The 26,005-nt window shown below is 34.6% G+C and carries 15 protein-coding genes and 1 tRNA gene; 7 read left to right on the forward strand and 9 right to left on the reverse strand.

Going from position 1 to position 26,005, the window contains the following annotated elements; translation table 11 throughout:
• Positions 1-413: 413 nt before the first annotated feature.
• From RGRSB_RS06275 to sufR, 4 genes are all read right to left on the reverse strand, one after another.
• Positions 414-1,469, reverse strand: a complete 1,056-nt coding sequence (locus RGRSB_RS06275; RefSeq protein WP_119260313.1) for a D-alanine--D-alanine ligase family protein — start codon at positions 1,467-1,469, stop codon at positions 414-416.
• Positions 1,470-3,617: 2,148 nt separating this feature from the next.
• On the reverse strand, positions 3,618-3,776 hold the full coding sequence (locus RGRSB_RS10150) for a hypothetical protein (protein ID WP_172582059.1): 159 nt from the start codon (positions 3,774-3,776) through the stop codon (positions 3,618-3,620).
• A 1,660-nt stretch (positions 3,777-5,436) separates the two neighbouring features.
• A complete protein-coding gene (locus RGRSB_RS06280; protein WP_119260314.1) occupies positions 5,437-5,634 on the reverse strand; it encodes a heavy-metal-associated domain-containing protein in 198 nt (65 codons plus the stop codon).
• Positions 5,635-5,999: 365 nt separating this feature from the next.
• A complete protein-coding gene (sufR, locus tag RGRSB_RS06285; RefSeq protein ID WP_119260315.1) occupies positions 6,000-6,656 on the reverse strand; it encodes an iron-sulfur cluster biosynthesis transcriptional regulator SufR in 657 nt (218 codons plus the stop codon).
• Between sufR and RGRSB_RS10765 the strand changes: the two genes are divergently transcribed.
• The 5 genes from RGRSB_RS10765 to RGRSB_RS06305 all read left to right on the forward strand — a co-directional run bounded on the left by RGRSB_RS10765 (position 6,642) and on the right by RGRSB_RS06305 (position 12,126).
• Positions 6,642-6,764 carry a hypothetical protein gene (locus RGRSB_RS10765; protein ID WP_269460771.1) on the forward strand — a complete coding sequence of 41 codons (123 nt, stop codon included), beginning with the start codon at positions 6,642-6,644 and terminating at the stop codon, positions 6,762-6,764. The two genes, sufR and RGRSB_RS10765, sit on opposite strands and share 15 nt — an antisense overlap.
• Positions 6,765-7,062: 298 nt before the next feature.
• Positions 7,063-8,505, forward strand: coding sequence for a Fe-S cluster assembly protein SufB (gene sufB, locus RGRSB_RS06290; protein WP_119260988.1), 1,443 nt, complete (start codon positions 7,063-7,065; stop codon positions 8,503-8,505).
• A gap of 75 nt (positions 8,506-8,580) precedes the next feature.
• Positions 8,581-9,351: a Fe-S cluster assembly ATPase SufC gene (sufC, locus tag RGRSB_RS06295; protein WP_119260316.1), complete on the forward strand. Its 771-nt coding sequence runs from the start codon at positions 8,581-8,583 to the stop codon at positions 9,349-9,351.
• Between the two features lie 64 nt (positions 9,352-9,415).
• Positions 9,416-10,780, forward strand: coding sequence for a Fe-S cluster assembly protein SufD (gene sufD / locus RGRSB_RS06300; protein ID WP_119260317.1), 1,365 nt, complete (start codon positions 9,416-9,418; stop codon positions 10,778-10,780).
• Positions 10,781-10,866: 86 nt separating this feature from the next.
• Complete coding sequence (locus RGRSB_RS06305) at positions 10,867-12,126, forward strand: SufS family cysteine desulfurase (protein ID WP_119260318.1); 1,260 nt, start codon at positions 10,867-10,869, stop codon at positions 12,124-12,126.
• A gap of 1,056 nt (positions 12,127-13,182) precedes the next feature.
• Here RGRSB_RS06305 and RGRSB_RS10920 read toward each other — a convergent pair.
• On the reverse strand, positions 13,183-13,446 hold the full coding sequence (locus RGRSB_RS10920) for an ABC transporter permease subunit (protein ID WP_338063322.1): 264 nt from the start codon (positions 13,444-13,446) through the stop codon (positions 13,183-13,185).
• Between the two features lie 405 nt (positions 13,447-13,851).
• On the opposite strand from RGRSB_RS10920, the gene RGRSB_RS06315 reads away from it, so the two are divergent.
• A complete protein-coding gene (locus RGRSB_RS06315) occupies positions 13,852-15,213 on the forward strand; it encodes a nucleoside recognition domain-containing protein (RefSeq protein WP_119260319.1) in 1,362 nt (453 codons plus the stop codon).
• 3,330 nt (positions 15,214-18,543) lie between these two features.
• Here the strand turns inward: RGRSB_RS06315 and fabF are convergent.
• The 4 genes from fabF to RGRSB_RS06335 form a co-directional block, all read right to left on the reverse strand.
• A complete protein-coding gene (gene fabF / locus RGRSB_RS06320) occupies positions 18,544-19,794 on the reverse strand; it encodes a beta-ketoacyl-ACP synthase II (protein WP_119260320.1) in 1,251 nt (416 codons plus the stop codon).
• 91 nt (positions 19,795-19,885) lie between these two features.
• Positions 19,886-20,134: an acyl carrier protein gene (acpP, locus tag RGRSB_RS06325; RefSeq protein ID WP_119260321.1), complete on the reverse strand. Its 249-nt coding sequence runs from the start codon at positions 20,132-20,134 to the stop codon at positions 19,886-19,888.
• A gap of 1,723 nt (positions 20,135-21,857) precedes the next feature.
• The gene (locus tag RGRSB_RS06330) at positions 21,858-24,116 is read right to left on the reverse strand and encodes a caspase family protein (RefSeq protein WP_119260322.1); all 2,259 of its coding nucleotides are present in this window, start codon (positions 24,114-24,116) and stop codon (positions 21,858-21,860) included.
• A 221-nt stretch (positions 24,117-24,337) separates the two neighbouring features.
• Positions 24,338-24,411: transfer RNA gene (locus RGRSB_RS06335), tRNA-Val, on the reverse strand.
• A gap of 140 nt (positions 24,412-24,551) precedes the next feature.
• Between RGRSB_RS06335 and RGRSB_RS06340 the strand changes: the two genes are divergently transcribed.
• Positions 24,552-25,979, forward strand: coding sequence for an NADP-dependent isocitrate dehydrogenase (locus RGRSB_RS06340; protein WP_119260323.1), 1,428 nt, complete (start codon positions 24,552-24,554; stop codon positions 25,977-25,979).
• Positions 25,980-26,005 lie beyond the last annotated feature (26 nt).

The following is a 26,005-nucleotide window of genomic DNA, read 5'->3' on the forward strand; positions in this document are numbered from 1 at the left end:
ACTATCACTTAAATACATAATTTAATTCCAGATATTTATTTTCTAAATAAAATCCTGTAACTAAAAATCCAGAAATATTTTTGTACACTCTGATTATCTAATCTTAACAAATCTTCAATTAATTAAAATTTTCTTTTTCCCTCAGAAGATTGCTATCTAAAGTTAATTTGATCACAGTCAGTATTATAAATTCTTTCTTCCAATTGCTTCTTAAATTAGTAGTGAAAGTATCAGATACTTTTTATAAAGTAAATCTTGAGAAAGCTATCGGGTGTATTAGCGCAGCATAATATACTAAAAAACCGTATACATACCACATTACAGTGCAATGAGGATTGTAGTCCGTTTCATCTCGAAATAACAAAAATTTGTCTAATGTATCTTAACTTAATATTTTTTTGATAAGTAGTCTTTCAATTATTTCTTTCTAATGCTAATTGAACCAATTGATCGACTAATTCAGGGAAGGAAACTCCTGTTGCTTTCCACAGTCGCGGATACATACTAAAAATAGTGAACCCTGGAAGGGTGTTAATTTCATTTACAAACACTTCTTGGCTATCCTCTACATAGAAAAAGTCTACCCGAGCTAGTCCCGCTCCATTTACTGCAGCAAACGCAAGGATGGCCATTTCTTGAATTTGAGTGATAATGTGGTCAGGAAGTTCAGCCGGAATACATAACTGCGCCTTACCACTTGTATATTTCGCCTCATAGTCGTAAAAATCAGTATTGTAAGTAATTTCCCCAATCACCGATGCTTTGGGGTTTTCATTGCCAAAAACTGCACATTCAACTTCTCTAGCGGCTACTCCCGTCTCAATGACAATGCGTCTGTCGTAACCTGCTGCATCATCCAAGGCTGCTTCAAGTTCTAAACGTGATCGCACCTTAGCAATTCCTACAGATGACCCTAAGTTAGCAGGCTTCACAAAACAGGGATAAGTTATAGTTTCTTCGATTCTATCGCAAAGTTTTGGAAAAGTGCAGGAATTAGACCAAATATCAGCTCGGTCTACCGCAATATATTTAACTTGGGGCAATCCTACCTGGGCAAAGACCATTTTCATTGCAATCTTATCCATGCCTACAGACGATCCTAAAACCCCACTCCCTACAAAAGGAGTTTGCATTAAGGTCAATAACCCTTGTACCGTCCCGTCTTCTCCATTTGGTCCGTGAAGAATGGGAAACCAAACATCCACTTCACTCACTTGGGGAGGAAATTGCCATAATTGTTGTGTGGTTGCATCTTTACAAGGCAAGGGAGTTCCTTGATCGAGTATCTGTTGTGCGGTATTTCCTGCTTGCCAAACTCCATTTTTTTGAATATACACAGGGAATACCTCGTATTTTTGGTAGTTTTCTGCAGTGTTTAAGGCAGTTGCGATTGCCTTTGCAGATTTTATAGAAACTTCATGTTCTCCTGATCGTCCCCCAAACAATAACCCTACCCGTAATTTGGTCATTAATTTTACTCCTTAATTCTTACAAACAGCAATTATACTTTCATACTATACTTTCATACTATAGATGACCTATCCTATCTTAAAGAAGTTCCACCACATTAACTAATGAAATAGGGAGAACTGGTTATTTTTATACTTCTAATGGTTATAACTTCTCTGAATAAATTAGCTGTCCTTTTTATTTAAAAGTAGAAAGTGATATAGGTGATTCATCCCAAAGAATTAGGAAGTTATGGTATAGATATCTAACGGAGTGATGCTCTTCACTCTTTGCACATAATAAAAACTAAAAATAAGTGTTTAACAAGTATCTTTATTTCTGTAGTTATAATAATTTATATCAAATCTTATTCAGAAAGATTTGTTTATGACTGGGACTGTTTTATCAATTACCAATAATATTATGTAATTAATGCCTACTACCCTCCATTTCAATTAGTCATCCGTAGTTAAAACTAAAATTAAACTGGTATGAAAATCTTTTAACTAAAATTATCTAAACTAATTTTAGTTAAAACAAAAAAGGTACGATAAAAAAATTACTTCAATTAGAATAATTCTATTATATTTATCTTTACATTAAATTAATTTGATTAAAATCAATACAATACCTACTATTATAAATCACCTTACTTATAAGTAAGGTGATTTATTTTAAAAAATTTTAGTTATTTTAGATAATAAAAAGTAGGGATTATTACTTTTATCTCAAAATAACCTAAAAAAGAAATATGAATTATATAGAGCATAATCTTATTTTTTAAAAAATATAAATGTTAAATATTTTAACTAGAGTTACTTATGAATTTGATTAAGATAAAAAATAAACATTCCAATTTACACTTATAAACCTAAATTAAATAAATTATTTTTTTTAAAAAAATGATTTATGATCTAAATCAACTGTGAATTTAATATATCTATACTCATCCTATTTTATGGACTTAAAATAGGATGTGATTGTAGTTATTATGCAGTTAATTGCAACCGAATTAATCCAGAGTGAAAAACTTCAAAAAAATTGAGAAATTAACTAATAAACTACAATAGTTGAGAATGGTATAGTTGTATAATATTGTTTCTAATTACAAAGACTATAATACTAAAAAATAGTAAATGTGTTACTAAATTGATTAGATTTAATTTAACAACAATTAATATTAATACGGACGGCTTTTTATGCCTAAGGTAAATTTATAATAATTAGTTTATTCTTTCAATGAAGTTTCCAGGTAGTTAAAACGCAATAAATATAAGTTGTTATTGAGTCTATTTTTAAATAAAACTAACTATCAGTTATTATCATTTCTTAAATGAAATGATAATAACTGATAGTTAGTTTTGCTCTATTGACAATCTCATTCATTAAATCGTTTAGTTTAGCATAATTTAATTAAAACATAATACTCATCGCGATACTGTTTATATAATTCAATTTAATATTTTTGACGATTCTATGATCAAACTTTGTCCTCATATATTTTATTTTCACATTACAGATTAGGTAGAACTAGATATTTTAGGATTAATTTAGCAATTAATGGCTAATTATCAAGATGAATAACTAAAAATATGAACAATTAATCAGGTTTTATAAACTAAAAAATAAAATTTAGCTAGTTCTCGACAAAATCCTATATTCCCATAGAAGTAATCAGACAATATCGAGAAAATCTAATTACCTTTATCAAACATCAAAATAACATTACCACAATCATCATCACATCTAGTTTTATAACCAATTTAGTTGATAAAAATACCCGGACTATAAAATAACTAGTGTGGAAATATCCTAGCTTAAATTACTTTACAAAAATCATACACTTCTCGGCAATAAATAATTAGTAATTGCTATATTTTTCTAGTATATGCCTTATATTTCCTCATTCCCAGGGAAATTATCATAACATTTTTCTATTGCTTTATTGGTCAAGAAACGTTTATAATAGACAGAAATAGAATTTTTAAAAAGTTTAGAAAATAATTTTAATGCTATTAAAAAAATAAACTGCTAATCCCCCAAGATGTCATATTATGATTACGGGAAACAATCATAAAAAAATCGTCAGGTCTTTAACCTTTCTACTTTCTTAAGTTTAACTCATACCAGGACTAAGCAAGATTAATTGTTGTTTACCCAACAACTAATTAAGTTTCGTCATCAACACCCTGTTTTTCGACGGCGTAAGTGGTTTCAAGGAAAAGCACTTCACGGATCAGACGTAAGGGAATTATTTGGTTTAATCCTAAAGGGTAAGAGATAACCGAGGAACAATGGGAAGACAGAAAGGTGAGGGCAATTAGCATTTTCCTCAACGGAGAAGGAATTAAAACCCTTAATATCGAGAGTAATTGTATAATTGATGCTGGTTTTCTTTTATTATTTAATGCTGAACAAAATACATTAGAGTTTACTTTTCCTTCTGACTCAAAAATTCAATAATGTAAAGTAGTAATTGATACTACTTTACATTATTGAATCGAGCAAAGAAAAGTTGATCAAGAAAATTGATCAGTTACTAGTATGAAAGGCAGATTATTGATGATTATATATTTAGAAAATATTTTATGATTTATATCATTTTTATAAATAATTTTATTATTGTCATTCTTTTTTCTTGTTAAAAATTTTAAAAAAAAATGTAGTTTTTATAGGGTATATAATTTAATTTAAAAATTAAATTATATATTATAAATTATTTTTAATTGTAATAAAATATTTCTTATCTATGAGAAATTCTAATTTTTTTGTGGGGCTTATATCCTAGACAGTAGTGTTTCTATACTATTTTTTACTGATCCACAAAGAAGAAACTGTAAGAATTAGTCCTATTGATTTTACTGAGACAGGAGTCTATTTATAATACCTTTAGCAGAAGACACCGAGTCTTTGAAGAATTAATTTGATGGAATCAGAATTCTGCATAATAGCATTAGAAATTTAACCCAGATTAAATCATAAATAACCACGACGAATTATTGACTTTTCAGTTAACTCCAGAAAATGCCGATGAAAATAAATATATTTATGAGTTAACGCAATATTTAATCATAAAACGATTTAAATACTTAAAACATACTGTTTACTAACTCTTTGAAAAGCTTTGTCAAAAAAGATTTCAATTAATGGTTTGTCATCGACACAATACGAAGCATGAGTGAGTCAAACTGAGTGATAGAATCTTGCTTTATAAGCTTTCTATCAAAAATATCTCTCAGATTGAACATTCGAGAAATCGAATGTTCAATCTGTCTTGTTACCCTTTTTGCTTGATTGATTGCTTATACTGATTTACTGAAAAAATCTTCTCATAATTGAGGATAAAAAGGTAAACTGGTTTTGTGTTATGCTGTTTTGTAAGTGACTACTTTAGTCTTGATTGTTAGTAATTGCTATTTTTTGATAATCATCAACATCGTCTTATTTTAACTTAGATACTGAGAATAACAACTGTGTTTCTAAATCTTGTTAAATTTACCTTGCACTAGGGTAAAATAAGAGCATAAATACTTATATTAGGCTGTTTATAGTAAAGGAAATACTTTGGAATTTATGCTGAGTGCTAAAAAACCGTACAAGTGGCTAAAAGACCTTGTAATTAACTTCGTTAACCATGAACATAATAAACAATCTAAAGTAATTAATCTATATAAAAACAAGGTTTATATCTAAGCTATTTAAAAACCTTAAAAAGATAAAAATCCTGAATAAAGATAGTAAATTAAGACAAGCGGAATGTCTAATTATATTCTCATCAACTTGGACTAAAGCTGCATATTATCTGTAGGAGTCAATGACCATTGACTCCTACAGATAATATGCAGCTAAACTTCAGGAAATTTATATAAATAGTCGAAGAGAACAAAATCATAAAAGAGTGAAGATGATAACCAACACTCCAAAAAATTAGATTGGCATATGGTACGATGGCTGTATACCTTTAAACTTTTGGCGACGGAACCTTAATTAATATTCAACAGTATGCCCTGTCCCTTCAATAATTTTTTTAATAGTTTCTTCAGAAACCGTTGTTTCAACAGTAACAATTTTTGTAGAAACATCAATAGATACGGTAGTCCCCGGCTTTTCACTTTGGACTGCTTTAGTGATAGTATTGGCGCAAGCTTCACAGGCAATAGTAGGGACTTTGAATGTGATATTCATAGCACAACTGGATCGTAATATATTTGAGATCATCCAAATTATAACTCAATCTAAATAAAATAAAGATCATCGTCAATAATATAATATTTCTATATTAATTAATAACTATTAACTATACGATAGCCATTACTAGTTTAAAGCTGAATATTTGGTACTATTTTTTATATAAATTTTACTTTATTTTTTATTTCTTCAAAAAATCTTATCCATAGAATATAGATTAAATTCTCATTTAATAATCTATCTTGGGATGAAAGCAATACTTTATGAGCATGAACGGATTTTTTAGAAGTCATAAATTGAGCTCAAGATCGTAATTTTTTCGTAATATCAGTGTAGATAGTAACTGGAAATTAATAGTTAATTTAGTTAGCTTGAATTAAGTACCCACAATTGTGTTCTCCTTTATTAATCCAGTGGGTTCTTTCAACAGTGCAATCAGGTAAAATTTCGGCAAACATTTCCAATTCGTGACCGCAGACTGTGGGGTAAGATTCAGCTACTTCAGAAATTGCACAATGGTGCTCTGCCAAGATATACCCTTCTTTTAAGGATTGACAACTATTTTTAGGATTAAATAAGTGTATTTCTGCCATATAACCTTCTTCTTGCCGTAATTTAACTAACTTACTTACCCTTTCTCCAAGTGGTCCATTACCAATGCGCTGGCGATAGTCTTCAGCTTTACGTTCCCATTGTTTGCGTAAAACTTCTCCTACCTGTTGTTCCCCTAAGGTCTCAGTGAGAGTTTTAAGGAAAGAAACTGCAAATTCTCCATAGCGACTAGGGAAGTGATCGCGTCCTTGTTTACTGAGATAATAAATATGTTGGGGCCTTCCTAAACCAACTTGTTGAGATTGATGTTGAATTAAGTCCTCAGTTTCCAAGTCTTTGAGGTGGCGGCGAGTTGCTTGAGGTGTAATTTCCAAAGCTTGGGCTAATTCAGAAGCCTTGGCTTGACCATGTTTAAGCAAATAATTCAGAATATCTTCTTTAGTTGAAGGGGGATGAATAATAGTCATCGTTTCGGTCACTGGCTAATTGGGTGGAACTGGGATAAGCAGTGGTATAGAAACGCTAGGAATATCTTAATCATTATGGCTTTATTCCTGATGCGCCGTTGTCAATAAATCTTCAAAAAAGATTTTAATGTGACTTTGACAACAATCACGTTGTTATTCTATTGTAGAATAAGGTTGAGCAATACAAAAATTGTTTTAGTAAACACAAGGACTTTTGCGAGAGAACCTCTCTGTCTGGACCGTCGTTGTCGACCGCATGTAACTAAAGCGCGTTTTTGACGATATATAAAATTGTGAGACCCAAAACATCTACTTCCGAGTGCGGTAGACTTTTCACCCTTGAAGCTGGGGACTCTCTAGATATCCTAAGAGAAATTATCAAATGGAAACGGAGAACAAACAACTTATGAGTGAGACATCAGTTAAAATCCTGGTTAACCAACCCTATAAATATGGGTTTGTTACCGATATAGAGTCCGATAAGCTCCCTCGTGGTATTAATGAGGATATTATTCGTCTGATTTCTGCGAAAAAAAAAGAACCGGACTTTATGTTGTCTTTTCGTCTAAAGGCTTACCGACAATGGCAAAAGATGACAGAGCCAACTTGGCCTCATGTCACTTATCCGCCCATTGACTATCAGAATATCATCTATTATTCTGCCCCTAAACAAAAGAAAGAAAAATTAGGCAGTCTTGATGAGGTTGACCCGACTTTACTTGAAACTTTCGAGAAGTTAGGTATTCCTCTATCTGAGCAAAAAAGATTAGGAAACGTAGCAGTGGATGCTATTTTTGACAGTGTTTCTGTAGCGACAACCTTTAAAGAAAAATTAGCTGAATCTGGGGTTATTTTTTGTTCCATTTCAGAAGCTTTACAAGAACATCCTGGTTTGGTTCAAAAATATCTCGGTTCAGTAGTTCCAGCCAATGATAATTTCTTTGCTGCTCTCAATGCAGCAGTTTTTAGTGATGGTTCTTTTGTATTTATACCCAAAGGGGTTAAATGCCCTATGGAACTATCTACTTATTTTCGGATTAACAGCGGAGATACAGGGCAATTTGAACGGACATTAATTGTGGCTGAAGAAAAAGCTTCTGTTAGCTATCTAGAAGGGTGTACCGCACCGATGTATGATAGTAATCAACTTCATGCTGCCGTAGTAGAGTTAGTAGCTTTAGATGATGCTGACATTAAATATTCTACTGTCCAAAATTGGTATGCAGGGGATGAAAATGGTAGAGGAGGAATCTATAACTTTGTTACTAAACGAGGTTTATGTAAAGGGGTTGATTCTAAGATTTCTTGGACTCAGGTAGAAACAGGTTCTGCTATTACTTGGAAATATCCGAGTTGTGTCTTAGTGGGTGATAACTCGGTTGGAGAATTTTATTCCATCGCTCTCACTAATAATAAACAACAGGCAGATACAGGAACGAAAATGATCCATATTGGCAAAAACACTCGTAGCACTATTATTTCTAAGGGTATTTCTGCGGGCGGTTCTAAAAACAGTTACCGTGGATTAGTAAAAATGGGACCAAAAGCTACAGGGTCAAGAAACTACTCCCAATGTGATTCAATGTTGATTGGAGATAAAGCTGAAGCTAATACCTTTCCTTACATTCAGGCAAATAATAATACTTCTACGGTAGAACATGAAGCTTCAACCTCTAAAATTGGAGAGGACCAATTATTCTACTTCGCCCAACGAGGGATCCCTGAAGAAGATGCTATCTCTATGTTAGTGAGTGGTTTTTGTAAAGATGTCCTTAGTGAGTTACCGATGGAATTTGCTGCCGAAGCTGATAGACTTCTAGGTCTTAAATTAGAAACATCTGTCGGCTAAGCTAGGGTAGATAATGCCCACTTTACTTCAAGTTTTAAACACACAAAGTCTAGTTATTAATTCTTACAAAAATCAATGAGTGAAGTTATCCTATCAGTTCAAAATCTAACAGCTAATGTTGAAGGAAAACCTATTCTAAAAGGTGTTAGCCTGGAAATCAAAGCCGGGGAAATTCATGCGATTATGGGAAGAAATGGGTCTGGTAAAAGTACTCTGTCAAAAGTGTTAGCGGGACATCCTGATTATGAAATAACTGGTGGAAATATAATTTATAAAGGGGAAGAAATTATTGGAAAAAGTCCAACTGAACGGGCAAATATGGGAATTTTTCTGGCTTTTCAGTATCCTTTAGAAATTCCAGGGGTAAGTAACTTAGATTTCCTGCGGGTGGCTTACAATGCTCATCGGAAATATCAGGGGCTAGAAGAAATTGACACCTTTGATTTTGAAGACTTAGTAGAAGAAAAGTTAGATGTTGTCAAGATGAGCCCTAGCTTTTTGGAAAGAAGTTTAAACGAAGGGTTTTCTGGGGGAGAAAAAAAACGCAATGAAGTTTTACAAATGGCCTTATTAGAACCTACCCTAGGCATTTTAGATGAGATTGATTCTGGACTAGATATCGATGCGTTAAGAATTGTTGCTAATGGAGTCAATAAATTGGCTACTGATGAGAACGCTTTTTTGTTGATTACCCACTACCAAAGGTTACTTAACTACATTGAACCCCAGTATATCCACGTAATGCACAATGGACAAATCGTAACGACAGGAGGAAAAGAGTTAGCTCTTGAGCTTGAAGAAAGCGGTTATGACTTTGTCGAAGAAAAGCTGTTGGCTAACGCCTAAAAGTATCCCCTAACAACTTAATAAATTATCCCATATCTGAATCTTTCATAAGGGAAGTGATTATATGACAACATCGATCATAAAAAAAAGTGCACGTATCAACCAAATTTGGGAGAATATTCTACTGGGATTGTCAAAAGAACGTCAATCTCAAGCAGTAGGTGAGCTGCAATTTCTATCAAAATTGCGGGAAGATGCAGTATCTGAGGCCCGGACACTGAACTTCCCGACAAGACAGGATGAAGATTGGAGATTTGCTGACTTGTCTGAATTGTCTAATATTCAGTTTAAACCGACAAAATCGGCTAATACCATTTCTCTAGAAAATTTATCCCCTTTCATATTACCCGAGGTACAAGAAAGTCGGCTCATTTTTGTTAATGGAGAGTATGTCCCTGAATTATCAAATTTATCTGCTTTACCTGAAGGGGTATATGTAGGAAATTTAATGGAGCTTCCCGAATCGAAGAAAGCCAAAGTTGTTCATTATCTGGGGAAAAATAACGAGGAAAAAGACTTTTTCACTCTGACAAATACGGCAGATCTTTATCAGATTGCTATCGTTTGGGTCGACCCAGATATTATTGTCGACGTTCCTATTGATTTAATTTTTGTATCTGTTCCTACAGATTCTCATAATTTAATTCAACCTCGTGTTTTAATGATAGCCGAAACAGGGTCAAATGTTACTTTTGTAGAAAATTATACGGCTATTGCCCAAGAATGTTCCAGTGTTGTAGAGAACAAACCTTATTTAGTAAATGGGGTAACAGAGATATTTTTGGAAAACAATGCCCACATTAATCATAGTCGAATTCAACGAGAATTAGGAGATAGCTTTCACATCGGAAAAACCACAATTACCCAAAATCAAGAGAGTCGTTATATTTGTAATGATATTAGTCTAGGTGCAAAACTCTCTCGCCACACTCTTAATGTGTTTCAACAAGGAAAGCAAACCGAAACTTACCTGAGTGGTCTGACAATGGTCGGAAGTTTACAGATTTCAGATACTCATAGCGCAGTCTATCTTGACTATCCCCATGGAACAATCCATCAATTACACAAATGTATCATTGATGATCATGGGCATGGGATATTTAACGGTAAAATTTTCGTTCAAAAACCAGCACAGTTAACTAATGCAACCCAATTAAACCGAAATTTGTTGCTATCTTCAAAAGCCCGTATTGATACTAAACCAGAATTACAAATTACTGCAGATAATGTTAAATGTTCTCACGGGGCAACTATTAGTCAATTAGAATCTGATGAACTCTTTTATTTACAAAGTCGTGGGTTAAGTCAAAACGACGCCCGTAACCTCTTAATTGATGCTTTTGCCACCGAAATCTTAGATAAACTTCCTCTTAAATCTCTGCGTCAAAGACTCGCTCAATGTGTTGCCTGTCGCACTTTAGAATCCTAAATAAATTATTAATTGCCTTAATAACTTATGTAGAAATATTTCAAGATGTTCAAGCCTCTAACTAACTCTTAACGTTTGAATTTGTCATGATTTCTGTAAAAGAAAAAACTCTCGCTGCTAAAGTTCGTTCTGATTTTCCAATTTTACACCAAGAAATTAACGGAAAGTCATTGGTTTATCTCGACAATGCTGCAACTTCTCAAAAACCTTTAATTGTCCTCGATACCCTGCGTCATTACTATGAAAAATATAACGCCAATGTTCATCGAGGGGCGCATAGTTTGAGTGTGCGGGCAACAGAAGCATATGAAGGGGCGAGAGACAAGGTAGCAAAATTTATCAATTCCGAATCATCTCAAGAAATTGTTTTTACTCGTAATGCTACAGAAGCCATTAATTTAGTCGCTTATAGTTGGGGATTAACCAACTTAAAGCCGGGAGATGAAATTATTATTTCCGTCATGGAACACCATAGTAATATTGTCCCCTGGCAAATGATAGCTCAAAAAACAGGGGCAGTAATCAAATATGTCTTCTTAACTGAACAAGAAGAATTTGATTTAGATCAGTTTAAATCCTTGTTATCTCGTAAGACAAGATTAGTAGCTATCGTCCATGTTTCTAATACGTTGGGCTGTATTAACCCAGTAAGAGAAATCACTTCTGCAGCTCATCAAGTGGGAGCAAAGGTATTAATTGATGCTTGTCAAAGTGCGCCCCATTTAGCTATTGATGTGCAGCACATTGGCTGTGATTGGTTGGTGGCTAGTGGACATAAAATGTGTGCTCCTACGGGAATTGGGTTTCTCTATGGTAAGAAAGAGATTTTAGAAGGTATGCCTCCTTTTCTTGGTGGAGGAGAAATGATAGGAGAGGTATTTCTTGAGGGGTTTACCCATGGAAAACTACCCCATAAATTTGAAGCAGGAACCCCTGCTGTTGGTGAAGTTATAGCCTTAGGAGCAGCAGTGGATTATTTAACAACTATTGGATTGGATAAAATCCATGTTTATGAAGAAGAATTGACTACCTATTTGTTTAAAAGATTAACAGAAATTTCTAAGATACGGATTTATGGATCTAAGTCTAATTTAGACGGTAAAGGAAGAGCAGCATTAGCTTCCTTTAATGTCGAAGGAATTCATGGGAGTGATTTATCAACCTTATTAGATAATGAAGGAATTTCCATTCGATCAGGACACCATTGCACTCAACCCTTACATCGCCTATTTAATGCCTCAGGAAGTGCCAGAGTAAGTTTATATTTTTATAATACCCTTGAGGAAATTGACAGCTTTATTTTAGCTTTAAAAGAAACGATTGATTTTTTCACTGAAATTATGTGATAATGAAAGACAGTCTGCGTTTTTTGGGGTGGGAAGGTCCCACCTCTTCTCATCTATTTTAGTATTTTCGCTTGAGTAATTGATAATTGCAAATATACAAAAAGTTGGTGAGAGTTATATTTCACTACTCTTCTGGACTAAGTGTGACGAGTTATTGAAATATGACTTCCTAATTTTTTTATGACTGTATTCTATAAACTACATAAGTTTGATTTTGATAAAAATCAAGACTTTAAATCTTTGTTTATTGTAATTTTATTACATCCCTTACAGAAGAAGCTATTTTACTAACTTTAAAATTTTTTCTAATCATTTCCCTAGAGTATGTTCCTTTTTTTACCCAAAATTCCTTGGAATCGCAAGACCATTAATTTAATTAAAATTAAGCAGGTAACCATCACACGAAATACACCTGTCTGATTCTGAGTAAACCTTCTTAATTGAGGGAGAATAAAACAATTTATATAATCATAACCCCAAATAATAATTGACCTTAAGATTATCCCTATGTTACTTTCTATACCTCCTAAAATAATAGAAATCCAAGTATTAAAAGTTAATAACAGTTCAGAACTTTTTTGATAAATAGTAGTTAATTGCTAAACAAAGAAAGATCTTATAATTTCTAAAATCGCTCCCTTAACAGGAAGGATTCTAATTTATAGAATAAAATGTTCTCCCCTAACGCTTTGGTAATATCTTCATCCTCTCTAATTACTTTTAAAATACGTCCCCAAGGGGAATAAACTAAAAATTATAATCCTGCATGAACAATGGCTAATGTCAATAAAGCTAACACCATCAATCCAGCTCTGTACGTATAGTTAGAAATAGTAACAGTCCCAGGAACTTAAAATAAGGTAATAAATAATGTGGTTAGAACTCTCCAAACAATCAAACTCAGAGGTTTTCTATGTTCAATACTTTTTCCTTGAATTCGTTGATATTGTCACCATTGTTAAGACAGGTTATTCCATAATAGCCATTCAGTATAAATTGTTAATAAGGTTAACACAGTGAGCAAAATAAATTTAGTCAATAGATTTTCTTTAAAATCTAAGGGAGTAGATAGTTTTTTGCCACAAAATTCTCACCTGTCAGCCATTCATCACTATTAACAATTAGGCAAATTAATTCAGATACACCAATGGTAATAATTGCTAAATAGTCTTCTCCTAAACGCAGTATCGATAGACCAATTCCTAACCCTAGAATCGCAAAAAAAATCGCTTCAATTAAGACAGCCAGAATAATAGGAAAGCCTTTAATCGTTAAGAGAGCAGACTTTAGCAAAGCTGTAGTGTAAGCTCCAAAGGTCATAAATACAACCACTCCGAAGTTGGTGAGTACTGTTGTAAATCTCCCATTGTAGGTTTAACCCTAATGCAAAAATACCATAGAAGGTTGATAAGATAACTAGAAAAACAATGTAATCACTGATAGCAAAAAGTTAATCCATAATATGGATGACTAATAGATAAATTAAGATATGGAGTAACTGTGATTGTATCGTCATTACGAGCAATTAAGCAGTAACTTCTTTGCTAAAGTCTGAAGTGTTTCTAGAAAACATTTAGGACCTCGTATAAGTCTTAAAAAACTAGCCTTGTTTTTTAGGACTTTACAATTAAAATCTCAAATTTAAATTATTTGACGCGGAACTTAAATCGGGGATAATGTTTAGACACGAAATTACACGGATGTTAACTCTTACTCTAATAGTTTATGACCTTTCTGCATTCCCATACTAGACGTCCCAGCGCAATTGACCTTGTTTTTGTCAGCCTTATGGCTATTTCTATCCTTTTAGCAGGGTATACGGGCAGGATGGAAGCTATAACCAAAGCTAGCGTAGACTCAGCCAAAAGTGCTGTCGAATTAGCTATTGGGTTAATTGGAATTATGGCACTGTGGTTAGGATTAATCCGCGTGTTAGAAGCTGGGGGGTTAATGTTAACTCTAGCACAATGGCTCAAACCTTTGATGATTCGGTTATTTCCTGGTGTTCCTCCTACTCATCCCGCGATGGGGGCAATGTTGTTAAACATCTCTGCCAATATGTTAGGACTAGGAAATGCCGCTACCCCGTTTGGATTAAAGGCGATGGCCGAACTTGATAAACTCAATCCTCTGCCAGGGACAGCTACTAACGCTATGTGCCTATTTTTAGCGATTAATACTTCTAGTGTTGCACTATTACCCCTAGGGGTCATTGGGGTGCGTGCGGCGGCAGGAAGTACCCTTCCTGCCGCAATTTGGATGCCAACTTTCTTGGCAACAACGGTTTCAACAGTGTTAGGAATCTTGGTTTCAGCTTGGTTAGGACAAAGAGATCAGAATTACGCTAAATTGTCGTTTCAACCTTCTCTGCAGACATCTGAGATAAAAGAGAAATCTATTAAAATAGATAGCCTAATAGAAACAGAAGAAAGCTACAATTTTGACCATCTTTTGTATTCCCCTAACTTATTATCTCGCTTTTTTTCCTGGGGATGTTTTGGAGTATTTTTAGGAGCCATTCTTTATCGGACTATCAATAGTGATAATTTAGGAGAATTTATCCGCAAAGAATTTCTCTCTCATTGGTTACTTCCTGCGTTAATTTTATTAATTGTTGTTTATGGTGTCGGACGGGGAGTTAAAGTTTATGAAGCAGTCACTGAGGGAGCTAAACAAGGGTTTGAGATTGCTATCCGAATTATTCCCTTTTTAGTAGTAATTTTAGTGGCTATTGGCATGTTTCGTGCATCGGGGGCAATGGATAAAGTTATTTATTTTTTAAGTCCCTATACTAACTGGATTGGTCTTCCAGTGGATGTATTACCGATGGCTTTATTACGTCCCTTGTCTGGGAATGGTGCATTTGCCTTAATGACTGAGGCGATAGAACACGATCCTAACTCCTACAGTGCCTTTGTTTCTTCAATTATTATGGGTAGTACAGAAACTACTTTTTATGTGTTAGCGGTTTATTTTGGATCAATTGGGATTACGAATATTCGCCATGGATTAGTAGCTGCTTTGTTAGCAGATACTTCAGGAATTTTATCTGCTTGTTTGTTTGCTCGAATTTTTTGGTCAGGTTGATATTTTTCTCCCTGAACTAGGTAGGTGAGTGAGTTCAAATAAGTGAAAAATGACAAGGTAGTTAAAAAAAAGTGATTGCTAGATACTAGCCTGCCTTTCTAATTCTGTTGAAATTATCTCCAGAACGGAAATAAAATCAGGAGTTTTGTATTCAAATATAAGAGAATGAAAAGTTGAAGAAATTGCAGATCGTGTTGAATCTATACTAAGATTTGATTGAAAGGTTAGTTTTTATCTTTTCTTCAAAGAAAAGAAAGATTTTATAATTCTCTGAAGAAGTGGAAGAGAAAAAACTTAAAAAAAGCGTTAACTTTAACTTTGTTGAATAATTTTTCAAAAAGGAACAAAACACTCAATGATGATCAACAACTATTTAATCATCTAACTGACTCTTTGCTTAATATTGAAAAGGTGGAGTTAGAAAGAAAAGTTAAGATCGTCATTTAGTCAAGTCTTAAACAACAATCAGTTTATCAACTGTGTTGCAAATATAGTTAGATGTAGTTAGAACAAATAGATGATTTCCTCTAAAATTATGGCAATCACAAAGTATCAAGTTACGGGGAACTAGTGATATCGTTATTGACTTATGTTGTGAGTGAAATTGACCGTGGAATTTGTTTTCTATAAAAATGAGTATAGAAGATTTAAAAAAGCTTAGCAAGGAATAACAGGATAGAAAATCCGAGACAAAGAAGTAAAAGATGACTTTTCAATTGTTCATCCAAGCTAGAAGTGGCATCTAGTAAAGCTAAAAGTTACGGAGATACAGGAATCTAGTCCAAAACAAAACTGTTAGCTAATTGGGTAGAAAATTTTCTAACAAAAATAATTGAAAAAATAAAAAAAATTAGAATTGTTAGAAATTAGCGATAATACTGGGATTATATAAGGAAATATTTAAGTCTAACCTAAAATTGAGAAAGAGTTATCACATGAGAAGAAAGGATAGCTATTTACTCGGCAAAATCTATCATAATCTTGTTAGATTAATTTTTCATATTAAATACTTAAAAAGACATTAATTTTTCCCAAAAATTTTTATTTTTCTGTAAAGATACTAAATAAAGATGAGAAGTTACTTGCATACAATATTTAATGAATTTTGAATAATTATCGTTTAAATTTTAATTAAATATCTAAAATTCTCAATTGAGAAAATGATTAACTATAAAAAAGTCTATATAAAGTTATGAGATCGGCAGTGTTAAGTTTTCTTACTGACAAGTTTTTGTCTTAAAATTAATTATCAACTGGGAACGTTTGTAAACTAAAATTTAGGTTTTCGAGACAATCCCCCTAAAAGAGTCATTTACATGCTCTACCAATTTATTTTGAAAACTAGGAGAAAATTACAGAATTGATGTCTTTATTAAGCATTGTGTTCAAAATTTTTATTTTAATGGAGTTAGTGATGCATCGTTAATTTCATTACTCTCAGTCCATTTTAGCTGGATTTTATGAAAGAAATTATAAACGCGTTGTTAACCATCTATTTACTGAAAAAATTTTAAACGTTTTTGAGCTTATCACTTTATATATACATCGAGATGACTCAAGAACAATTTCTGTACTCAATTTTGTATAACAAAAAATCTTAAGATTAATGAATTTAGAAAAATATATTTATATTACCGACTACTTTACCTCGAGATAAAACTACGTTAGCTCAAGTAATTCAATTCTTAATTAAGTAAACTTTTTAACCTGTTTCCCCTTGTAAAAAAAATGAATAAACGATAGATACTAAAATTTAAAAAAGGGAGAAAAATAAAATTAACTTCCTAAAAAACCGATAATATCTAAAAAAATACTGAAGATAAACATAGACAAAAGTAAAGATGAGTATTTACTTATTTCCTGGAGATAAAGAAGCAAAAAAAGTAAATTTTAGAATACTGTGTTCTCTAAAAACAATGTGAGTATAAGACTACAAAATTTATATCAATAAAATTTTAGTCTACAGAGTTAAGTAAGTTTTACTTATATAAAAGTAGGAAAATAGAAAGTAATTATATAGAGTCGAAAAAATTACAAAACTAAATATAATATAAATATACTAACTAAATAAAAGTCTTGATTAACAGAGCTCAACAGAAAGTGATGGAGAGGGGAGGAGTAATGCTGTTGGAAGTAGTGTTTATTGAGAGTTGATGCTATAGATGTCAAATCTTATCTTGAGCTTACCGAGGTATTTTGTAATGTTGTATATCACTTATATCAAGAACTTTAACATCATTGTTATTTTGTTTTCTAATTGACAGTATTTTTTAAATAAAAAATGCCGTTCTCGTTTAAAAAAAGGCTAACTTGTGACCATTGTAATCGCTCTTTATCAGTCGTGCTCTCAAACCTGTAATGTATAAAATCCTTTGCAAGTTATTTCCCATTACAAAAAGGAATTTACTAGCAGAGGTAACCAGAATCATTTTGCAGAGATTATACTCAAGGTAATCATTTTCCTGCCCTATCTCCTACAGACTTACAAAGGCAAAATTACCAGAATTAGTTTCACTAATTACAATTAACTTAGGAGTCTATTATCAGGTTTATAGTAGAGTAATTGACTGTTTAAAGATTTAGTTAGATAACATAAAAAATCCGTAGAATTGCATTCTAAATTTAAATCGCACTTAGTTGCAAATAACTATGGTGAATTATTAACTTTGAAATTAACTATAGGCAACATACATGGTCGTTAATATGTTTCTGATTTGAGGTAAGACTCAACTAGTAAATTATTTGGAGACTGGAATTTTTTTCTAAAAAACTTTTTGACGAGATCTATCAATCAAAACTTTAAGTAATTGCCAGTAATCAATAGGAGATGGAGCAACAGTTAGTGAAACTGATTAATAAAATTTAATCTGCTAAACGTTCTTTGATTGAAACAACCAATGAATCACTCAAAAATACCGCTCATATTGAACATTTGATGAATTTAAATATTTGTAACTTTTTTATTAACCTTTTTACTCGACTAATTTCTTGTACTTCATCTAGACAAAAAAACTTATCTAGAAGTTGGGGAAAAATGTTTATCGGCCTTGTCTATTAATGTTTTTAGACAAAAATTTTAATCTTAGTTCCTGCGGTTACTGTTTAAAATACTCATAAACTTCGTCAGATTTATACTTAAAATATTAAAGATAACAACTACGTTTTTAAGTATATTTGGACTCATGCTTTAAACAAGACTTTCAGCTTTTGTCTATTATAATGTTGTCACAGTTGCTCTGTAAGAGTACTATTTTTTAGTTTGATTAGTCGATTTCCTAATTGACAATCTCCTTACTAACAGTAAGGAGATTCATAACTTATCCTTCTTGTTTACTGATATTTCTTAAAAGCTAAAGTGACATTATGTCCACCAAATCCAAAGGAATTAGATAGGGCAACTTTGATATCAAAAGAGCGACTTTCATGAGGTACATAATCGAGATCACACTCAGGCTCAGGATTATCTAAATTAATTGTAGGAGGAACTCTTCCTTTAGCGATCGCCATGGCAGTGGCTACTGCTTCTATTCCTCCAGACCCCCCTAATAAATGGCCTGTCATTGACTTGGTAGAACTAATGAGAATTTCGTAAGCGTGTTTTCCCAAAGCCTTTTTAATAGCTTTAGTTTCCGTTACATCATTGGCTAGGGTACTAGTTCCGTGAGCATTAATGTAACTCACTTGTTCTGGAATCAGTCCCGCATCAGCTAACGCTAGTTCCATCGCTCGGGTTGCGCCGTAACCATCAGGAACGGGGGATGTCATATGATAAGCATCACAAGTCATGCCATAGCCGACGATTTCAGCATAGATTTTAGCCTCACGATCAAGAGCGTGTTCGAGTTCTTCAAGGATTAGGATTCCTACCCCTTCACCCATCACGAACCCATCGCGATCACGATCAAAAGGACGACAGGCCATTGCTGGATAATCATTGCGAGTTGACAAAGCTCGAGCTGCCGCAAATCCGCCTATTCCCAAGGGCGTAATAGCAGCTTCGGTTCCCCCACAAATCATCGCTTTGGCGTAACCTCGTTGCACTAGGCGAAAAGCGTCTCCCACAGCATTAGAACCAGCAGCACAAGCAGTTACCGTACAGCTATTTGGTCCTTTAGCTCCCGTATGGATTGCTGTTAATCCAGCAGCCATATTGGCAATCATCATGGGAATCATGAAAGGGCTACAACGACTGGGTCCACGGTCAAGGTAGATTTTTTGTTGATCTTCGAGCACCTTTAGACCGCCAATCCCCGTCCCAATAATGACTCCCACTTGGTCTGCGTTAAGCTTATTAATCACTAACTGGGAATCGGACAAGGTTTGTAAACTCGCCGCTACCCCAAATTGTGCAAAACGGTCCATCCGTTTAGCTTCTTTCCGGTCTAAGTAATCGTGGGGGTCGAATCCTTTGACTTCTCCGGCAAAACGGCAGGCATGCTGGGCGGCATCGAAATGAGTAATTAAACCAATCCCATTGCGGCCACTAACTAATCCGTCCCAATATTCCATCAGGTTATTGCCAATGGGGGTTATTGCACCTAGTCCTGTTACGACAACGCGCTTTAATTCTGAATTGGTCATGATCTTCGCTTAAAGATATTAGGCTAACTCTGCCCCACAGATTATAGAGAGAGTAAGGGATGGGGACAGCAACCTCTCCCAACAAGTAAGGTTAAGTGGTTGCTGTAATTTTTTCACCGATGTGTTCAACAGCTTTGCCAACTGTGTCAATTTGTTCGGCCACTTCGTCAGGAATTTCAATATCAAATGCTTCTTCTAATGCCATAACCAGCTCAACAGTATCTAGGGAATCTGCTCCTAAGTCATTAGCAAAACTTGACTCCGGTGTTACCGTTCCCGGCTCAACTTCAAGTTGTTCGATAACGATGCTTTTAACTTTCTCAAAGATTTCTTGGTTCATTAATCCTTAATTTGCCGCTAGGTACCCCTTCCGAGGGTGTCGTCATGGGGAGGAAATGGGGCGGGTAATGCCATTCCCTAAGGTCTGTGTCACTAATTAATTGGAGTGAGCATTTTCTATATTATCGGTAAATGGTCAGTCGGGGAATAACTATTTCTCTCAGTCTTCCATTCTCAGCCTCTTGTTCTAAACAAGAGGCTGAGAATGGAGGAGAGGATTTAACTTCCCTATTACCATAGTTTTTGAGATAGACAAAATTCAATACATATTAGCAAGAGTTAATGCTGATATTTTTGGGTTAAAAAATCTTTATTTTTCAGTAAGTTTAAAATCTAGACTATAATTTTTATTCCCTCATCATTGCGATACTGACGATTATATTTTACAGATAATAAAATACAATTGATTCTTGTTTTAGTCTTCTATTTAATTTTTTTAACTAACTTATTAAAGATTTAATTGATTCACTTTGTTAAATTTATTAATTTTTTTAAAAATTTAACAAAAGAAATTTATTTAGTTCTAGTAGCATTTGTAATGCTGATTACAGCATAGACTTTTTCAAGTTTAAGGATAAGTCTAATTGCAGATTAAACTTTTCGAGTAACGCTCGTATTTCTAGTTCAGGTAAAATCTCAATCAAGGCTAATATTATTTACTTTATCAAGAGTTATTTAATACCAGGAACTCCTTTAATCTGATACTTTTAAACCAATTAAAGCCCTTAATAAATCTCAATCATATAAATAATATAGTTATCTCTTTTAAAGAGAATTTTTAGAATAAATTTTAGCAATTTACACAGGCATACTAAATGGTGTAAAAATAGATAATTATGGGTGTTAACAAGCCTGTTATTTATAACGATAATTTGTCTTTATGTTTAAAACAAAATACTAGATTTATTAAATCCCCAAAAAATCTGTTTAAAAGTACTTGCTTGATAAAAACTTATATCAACTCAAGATTAATTAAAATTTACCCGCGAAATTTATTTCCAGAATGGATGTAAGCTCAATTTTTCCTTAATGATAGGGATACTGCCCTAATTTCATAATAATTACCACACGGTTCTATATTTTTCAGTTCCATTTACAAAATAGAATCGTCAAGTTTTTTTAATATAAGTTCGATTATATTTAAAGAAACTCTTATCATTATTAACTTCAATATAAATACAAAATTATCGATTATCTGAAATAATAACCGCTAACGCTTAAGACTATAATAGGGTTTCTAAAAAAGCAGAATATAAGGCTAGTTTACTTTTTTATCCTATCGTAGCAAAGTACGGATAACAGCTTCAGGACCTGTATAAGAATAGATAATATTCATAGCCTTGACAAGTTCTTAGGAACTATCAATTCACAGGAGACATTCCTCTTATCTTTCTTTTTCTTGGTCTAACGAGCCTCTAAAATCGATGATATAACGGCGATTATTTTCCAAAATATTGGGAATCTGGGTAATGTGTTAAACTCGAGGTTTTGTCATTTGAGGCAAATGATTCATATGGCTAATTTACATAGAGAGTCGTGCTTTCTAGTTTTCCATACAACAACGAGTTTCTTATCTTGACTCTATATTTAGTAAATTTCAACGTAAACTCCTATATCCAATTCAATTTCAATCTAAACAATTGGAGGAAAACGTTAAGAGCTAAAGCTCAAAAAACAATACATGTGAGTTTAATCGACTCTTTTATCTCAATTTAAGTCATCTTCTAAACAACCTGATATACAATACTTAGAGTGGCCCAGGCACTGCTATCAAGAGCATAGCTATCAGCGAATGTTCCTCCTGACTCGTTTGAAAAAGCTCTAGGAGTATTTAAGTCTCCTAAGAGTGATTGTGTGATCTTGAGAGGCTCCTCTAGAGTAAATATTTGCCCTTGATCAAGTTTAAATCCTGAAAACTCTGCTAAGGTTTCTAAAGTTTTCGTAAAAGGGAATTTAGACCCGACAATCATCATTTGACCCCATCCCTGACTACTGGCTAGTGTCCAGTTAAGTCCTCGCGAAGAAAAAGGGACAAGCCTGGTTTCTCCTGGGGATAGGTGGGCTGTCTGTTGGGTTTGATTTTTTTGTTGGGGAGGTAAGTAGGCGGTGGTTTGTCCACTGGCATCTACTCCTAAAATTAGGTAATAGATAGGACAATCACCTCGATTTTCTAATCGACATTGGAAACGACTTCCTTGGGGTAGTTGAGGTAAATGCTGGAGTTGTAGGGAATCGGGAGGAAAATTTGTCGACGGCAAGAAATTAGCCTGAGTTAGATCTGAAGATGTTTTAACCGATGGTAGTTTGCGTAGAGTTTGTCGTTGTAGCACTAGGGAAGGATCTTGATCAAGATTTTTTAGTGTTACCCCTAGCCCCAATCCAGAAGAACCTTCATTAAGAGTAAGCCTCCACCACTTGATAGCCAAAAGTTTTTTTAAGGCGGGTTGAAGCCTCTCGACAGCTGATTTAATGGCTTCTCCCGATTGACCGAAGGTATTAGGAACGGGAATACCTCCTTGTAAAAAGAGTCCATAGCCTCCCTTTGTTTCTAATTCAGACGAATCTCCCTCATCAAAAATTAATGTCTTTTGTTGTCGTCCCAAGACGCAGTCAGCTCCTGACTCTCCTGCAGTAATGACTGATGAGACAATTTTTACAGAGGCAAAAGCACTCGTCGCATCGACCCGTTCAATTCTCTCTAAGTTTTTATCGAGGGCAACATTAAGTCCTAGAGTTTTGGGAATCACACGCAAGGTTTCTTGAAGTAATTGCCCCTTTTGTAAGGGATATATATCAGTTTGGTCTTGTGGTATCTGAAGCAGTCGAACCTTACCAGTTAGTCCTTCAAGAGAGTATAATTGTACGATAATGGGATGTAAAGATTGGGAGCCAACCACCTTAAAGCAAGAATTAAGTCCGTAATGTTGCATAGCCGATAGGGGCAGTCCAGTTAGTTTAATGGTGGCGGTAGTTCTTTCTTCTACTTGTATAATCACTCCCTCAGCTCCCTGGGGGGTGACTGGAAGTAGGTAGTAGGTAAAAAGAGACTGTTTTTGGTTTGCTTGGAGTTGAGGTTGTTGTTGTTGTCCCCTGATGGGAAACATGTGTTCGCTGGAATTTTCCAGAAAAACTATAGTTTTACTGGTGGGGACTGCCTGCCAGAGACATTGGGTTAAGAGATAGGTGAATAAACCAGTACTAAAGCCATTGCTCATGATTTCGGTGGCTACTTGCTGGTGTTGAGCAGCCCTTAGCAGAGTGCCAACTATTTGCGATGGTTTAGCTTGAACGTTTTTAGCTTTGAGTATTTCTTTTAATTGAGTTTGAAATGTCATTTCTCCTGGACTAGCTTGTTGAGCCTCATAAGGAAAGGAACGTCCTTGTAGATTTCCTTCGAGTTCTCTTCCTAAATACTGATGACTGGTGTCCAAGACCATGGTCAGTTTATCAGTAGCTAAAGACTGACCTAACAGTAGGAGAGTTTCTTCAAGAATATCGTTGGTTGTAGGAGTACCTTTAGTTAGGAAAATTCCATCTTTGGGAACTAGACCCCGTTTTCGCGTTGACGAGAGAGGGGAACCATCATGAAGATTTTCTTTGACATAATTGCCATAGCCACTGAAGTGAAACAGTACAACATCGCCTGCTTTCGCCTGTTGAATCAGATGTTCGGTGAAAGCCTGTTCTATTCTTTCACGAGTTCCCTGCTGTTCCGTTAAGGTCAAGATATCTTTACGGGCAAATCCAAAGCGATAAATTAGTAATTCTCTTTGTCGCTCAACATCGGTAACACATCCTTTCAACTTGTAATGACTACTATAGTCATCAATACCTACCAACAATGCCAGTTTACGGGGGGTTGGCGTAGCTAAGGTTTGATAGTAACGTTTAATTTTTGGTTGTCTAGAGAACCATTCAAGCCCTGCTTGACTAATTCCCCAGATGAGCAAGGTCTTTAGAAAAGTCCGCCGATCCCATTCCATTGTTTTTCAGTATGCCGTTAGTGGGACTACATTTTAATAGTCTAAATCTTTTTAGCCTAATATATGGTTTGCAGAAGTTCAAATTTATGATCTAGCATAAGCAACACAGTACATGTTAACTTAACACGCTTTTTCATACAGTACCATTGACTCTTGTCCAAAATGTGCCATTCCTGCAGGGAATTTAATATTTTTTTTAGACGAGTTCTTCTTATTAAATATGGACGTAACTGGAATCGAACCAGTGACCCCATCGATGTCAACGATGTACTCTAACCAGCTGAGCTATACGTCCGCGCAGACTCTCATCCTAACATATTAGTTTTTAAAAGAGCAATTCCTCTCTCTAACTTACATAGATTTCCTTAAGAGATGAACGAATTGATTCGTTAGAGGAGTGTAATTAAAAGACGACATTAAGCATAAAACAATTCTATGTACGAGAAACTAATATCTCCAACCACCGGTTCTAAAATTACTTATGAAGACGGTAAACCTATTGTTCCTGATGATCCCATCATTCCCTTCATTCGAGGTGATGGAATAGGTGTAGACATTTGGCCAGCTACTAAAAAGGTAATCGATGCTGCGGTCGCCACTGCGTATGGAGACAAACGCCAAGTTAACTGGTTTAAAGTCTATGCAGGAGATGAAGCGTGTGACCTGTATGGAACCTATCAATACTTACCCGATGATACTCTTAAAGCTATTGGAGAATATGGTATCGCTATCAAAGGACCCTTAACTACTCCCATCGGTGGGGGGATTCGTTCGCTTAACGTTGCATTACGGCAAATTTTTACCCTCTATGCTTGCGTTCGTCCCTGTCGTTACTATCATGGGACTCCTTCTCCCCATAAGTCGCCTGAAAAACTCGATGTTATTGTTTATAGAGAAAATACCGAAGATATTTATTTAGGAATTGAATGGCGTGAGGGCACAGAAATTGCTCAAAATTTGATTAAATATCTCAATGATGAGTTAATTGCTATAACCCCTGAACATGGACAAAAACGTATTCCCCTTGACGCGGGGATTGGGATTAAACCTATTAGTAAAACGGGTTCCCAAAGACTAGTTCGCCGTGCTATGGAACACGCATTACGTCTCCCAAAAAACAAACAAATGGTTACCTTAGTCCATAAAGGGAATATAATGAAGTACACCGAGGGAGCTTTCCGCGACTGGGGTTATGAACTAGCTACGACAGAATTTCGAGATGTCTGCGTTACAGAACGGGAATCATGGATTTTAGGTAATAAAGAAGGTAATCCTAGTATTAGGATTGAAGATAATGCGCGCAAAGTCGAACCCGGTTACGATTCTTTGACCTCTGCAAAGAAACAAGAAGTATGTGCTGAAGTTAGATCGATTTTACAGTCAATTTGGGATAGTCACGGGGATGGAAAATGGAAGAATAAAATCATGGTCAACGACCGTATTGCTGACAGTATTTTCCAACAAATTCAAACCCGTCCCGATGAATATTCTATTCTTGCAACTATGAACCTGAACGGAGACTATCTCTCTGACGCTGCTGCTGCTGTGGTTGGTGGTTTAGGAATGGGTCCTGGTGCTAATATTGGGGATACTTGTGCTATTTTTGAAGCTACTCACGGAACCGCACCCAAACATGCAGGTTTAGATAGAATTAATCCTGGTTCAGTAATTTTATCTGGAGTAATGATGTTAGAGTATCTAGGATGGCAAGAAGCGGCAAATTTGATTAAAAAAGGCATTGGAAACGCGATCGTTAACCGCGAAGTGACTTATGATTTAGCAAGGTTAATGGAACCTCCTGTTGATTCTCCTTTAAAATGTTCGGAGTTTGCTCAGGCAATTATTGATCATTTTGTGGATTAGACTAATAATAGGGGTTGGCACTGCCA

The sequence above is a fragment of the cyanobacterium endosymbiont of Rhopalodia gibberula genome, assembly GCF_003574135.1.
Classification (GTDB): domain Bacteria; phylum Cyanobacteriota; class Cyanobacteriia; order Cyanobacteriales; family Microcystaceae; genus Rippkaea.

Bases quoted from the DNA above. Each gene is read 5' to 3' on its own strand.
- RGRSB_RS06275 (WP_119260313.1), bottom strand. From the start codon at position 1,469: ATGACCAAATTACGGGTAGGGTTATTGTTTGGGGGACGATCAGGAGAA.
- RGRSB_RS10150 (WP_172582059.1), bottom strand. From the start codon at position 3,776: ATGCTAATTGCCCTCACCTTTCTGTCTTCCCATTGTTCCTCGGTTATC.
- RGRSB_RS06280 (WP_119260314.1), bottom strand. From the start codon at position 5,634: ATGAATATCACATTCAAAGTCCCTACTATTGCCTGTGAAGCTTGCGCC.
- RGRSB_RS10765 (WP_269460771.1), top strand. From the start codon at position 6,642: ATGAATAATAGTCATCGTTTCGGTCACTGGCTAATTGGGTGGAACTGG.
- sufR (WP_119260315.1), bottom strand. From the start codon at position 6,656: ATGACTATTATTCATCCCCCTTCAACTAAAGAAGATATTCTGAATTAT.
- sufB (WP_119260988.1), top strand. From the start codon at position 7,063: ATGAGTGAGACATCAGTTAAAATCCTGGTTAACCAACCCTATAAATAT.
- sufC (WP_119260316.1), top strand. From the start codon at position 8,581: ATGAGTGAAGTTATCCTATCAGTTCAAAATCTAACAGCTAATGTTGAA.
- sufD (WP_119260317.1), top strand. From the start codon at position 9,416: ATGACAACATCGATCATAAAAAAAAGTGCACGTATCAACCAAATTTGG.
- RGRSB_RS06305 (WP_119260318.1), top strand. From the start codon at position 10,867: ATGATTTCTGTAAAAGAAAAAACTCTCGCTGCTAAAGTTCGTTCTGAT.
- RGRSB_RS10920 (WP_338063322.1), bottom strand. From the start codon at position 13,446: ATGACCTTTGGAGCTTACACTACAGCTTTGCTAAAGTCTGCTCTCTTA.
- RGRSB_RS06315 (WP_119260319.1), top strand. From the start codon at position 13,852: ATGACCTTTCTGCATTCCCATACTAGACGTCCCAGCGCAATTGACCTT.
- fabF (WP_119260320.1), bottom strand. From the start codon at position 19,794: ATGACCAATTCAGAATTAAAGCGCGTTGTCGTAACAGGACTAGGTGCA.
- acpP (WP_119260321.1), bottom strand. From the start codon at position 20,134: ATGAACCAAGAAATCTTTGAGAAAGTTAAAAGCATCGTTATCGAACAA.
- RGRSB_RS06330 (WP_119260322.1), bottom strand. From the start codon at position 24,116: ATGGAATGGGATCGGCGGACTTTTCTAAAGACCTTGCTCATCTGGGGA.
- RGRSB_RS06340 (WP_119260323.1), top strand. From the start codon at position 24,552: ATGTACGAGAAACTAATATCTCCAACCACCGGTTCTAAAATTACTTAT.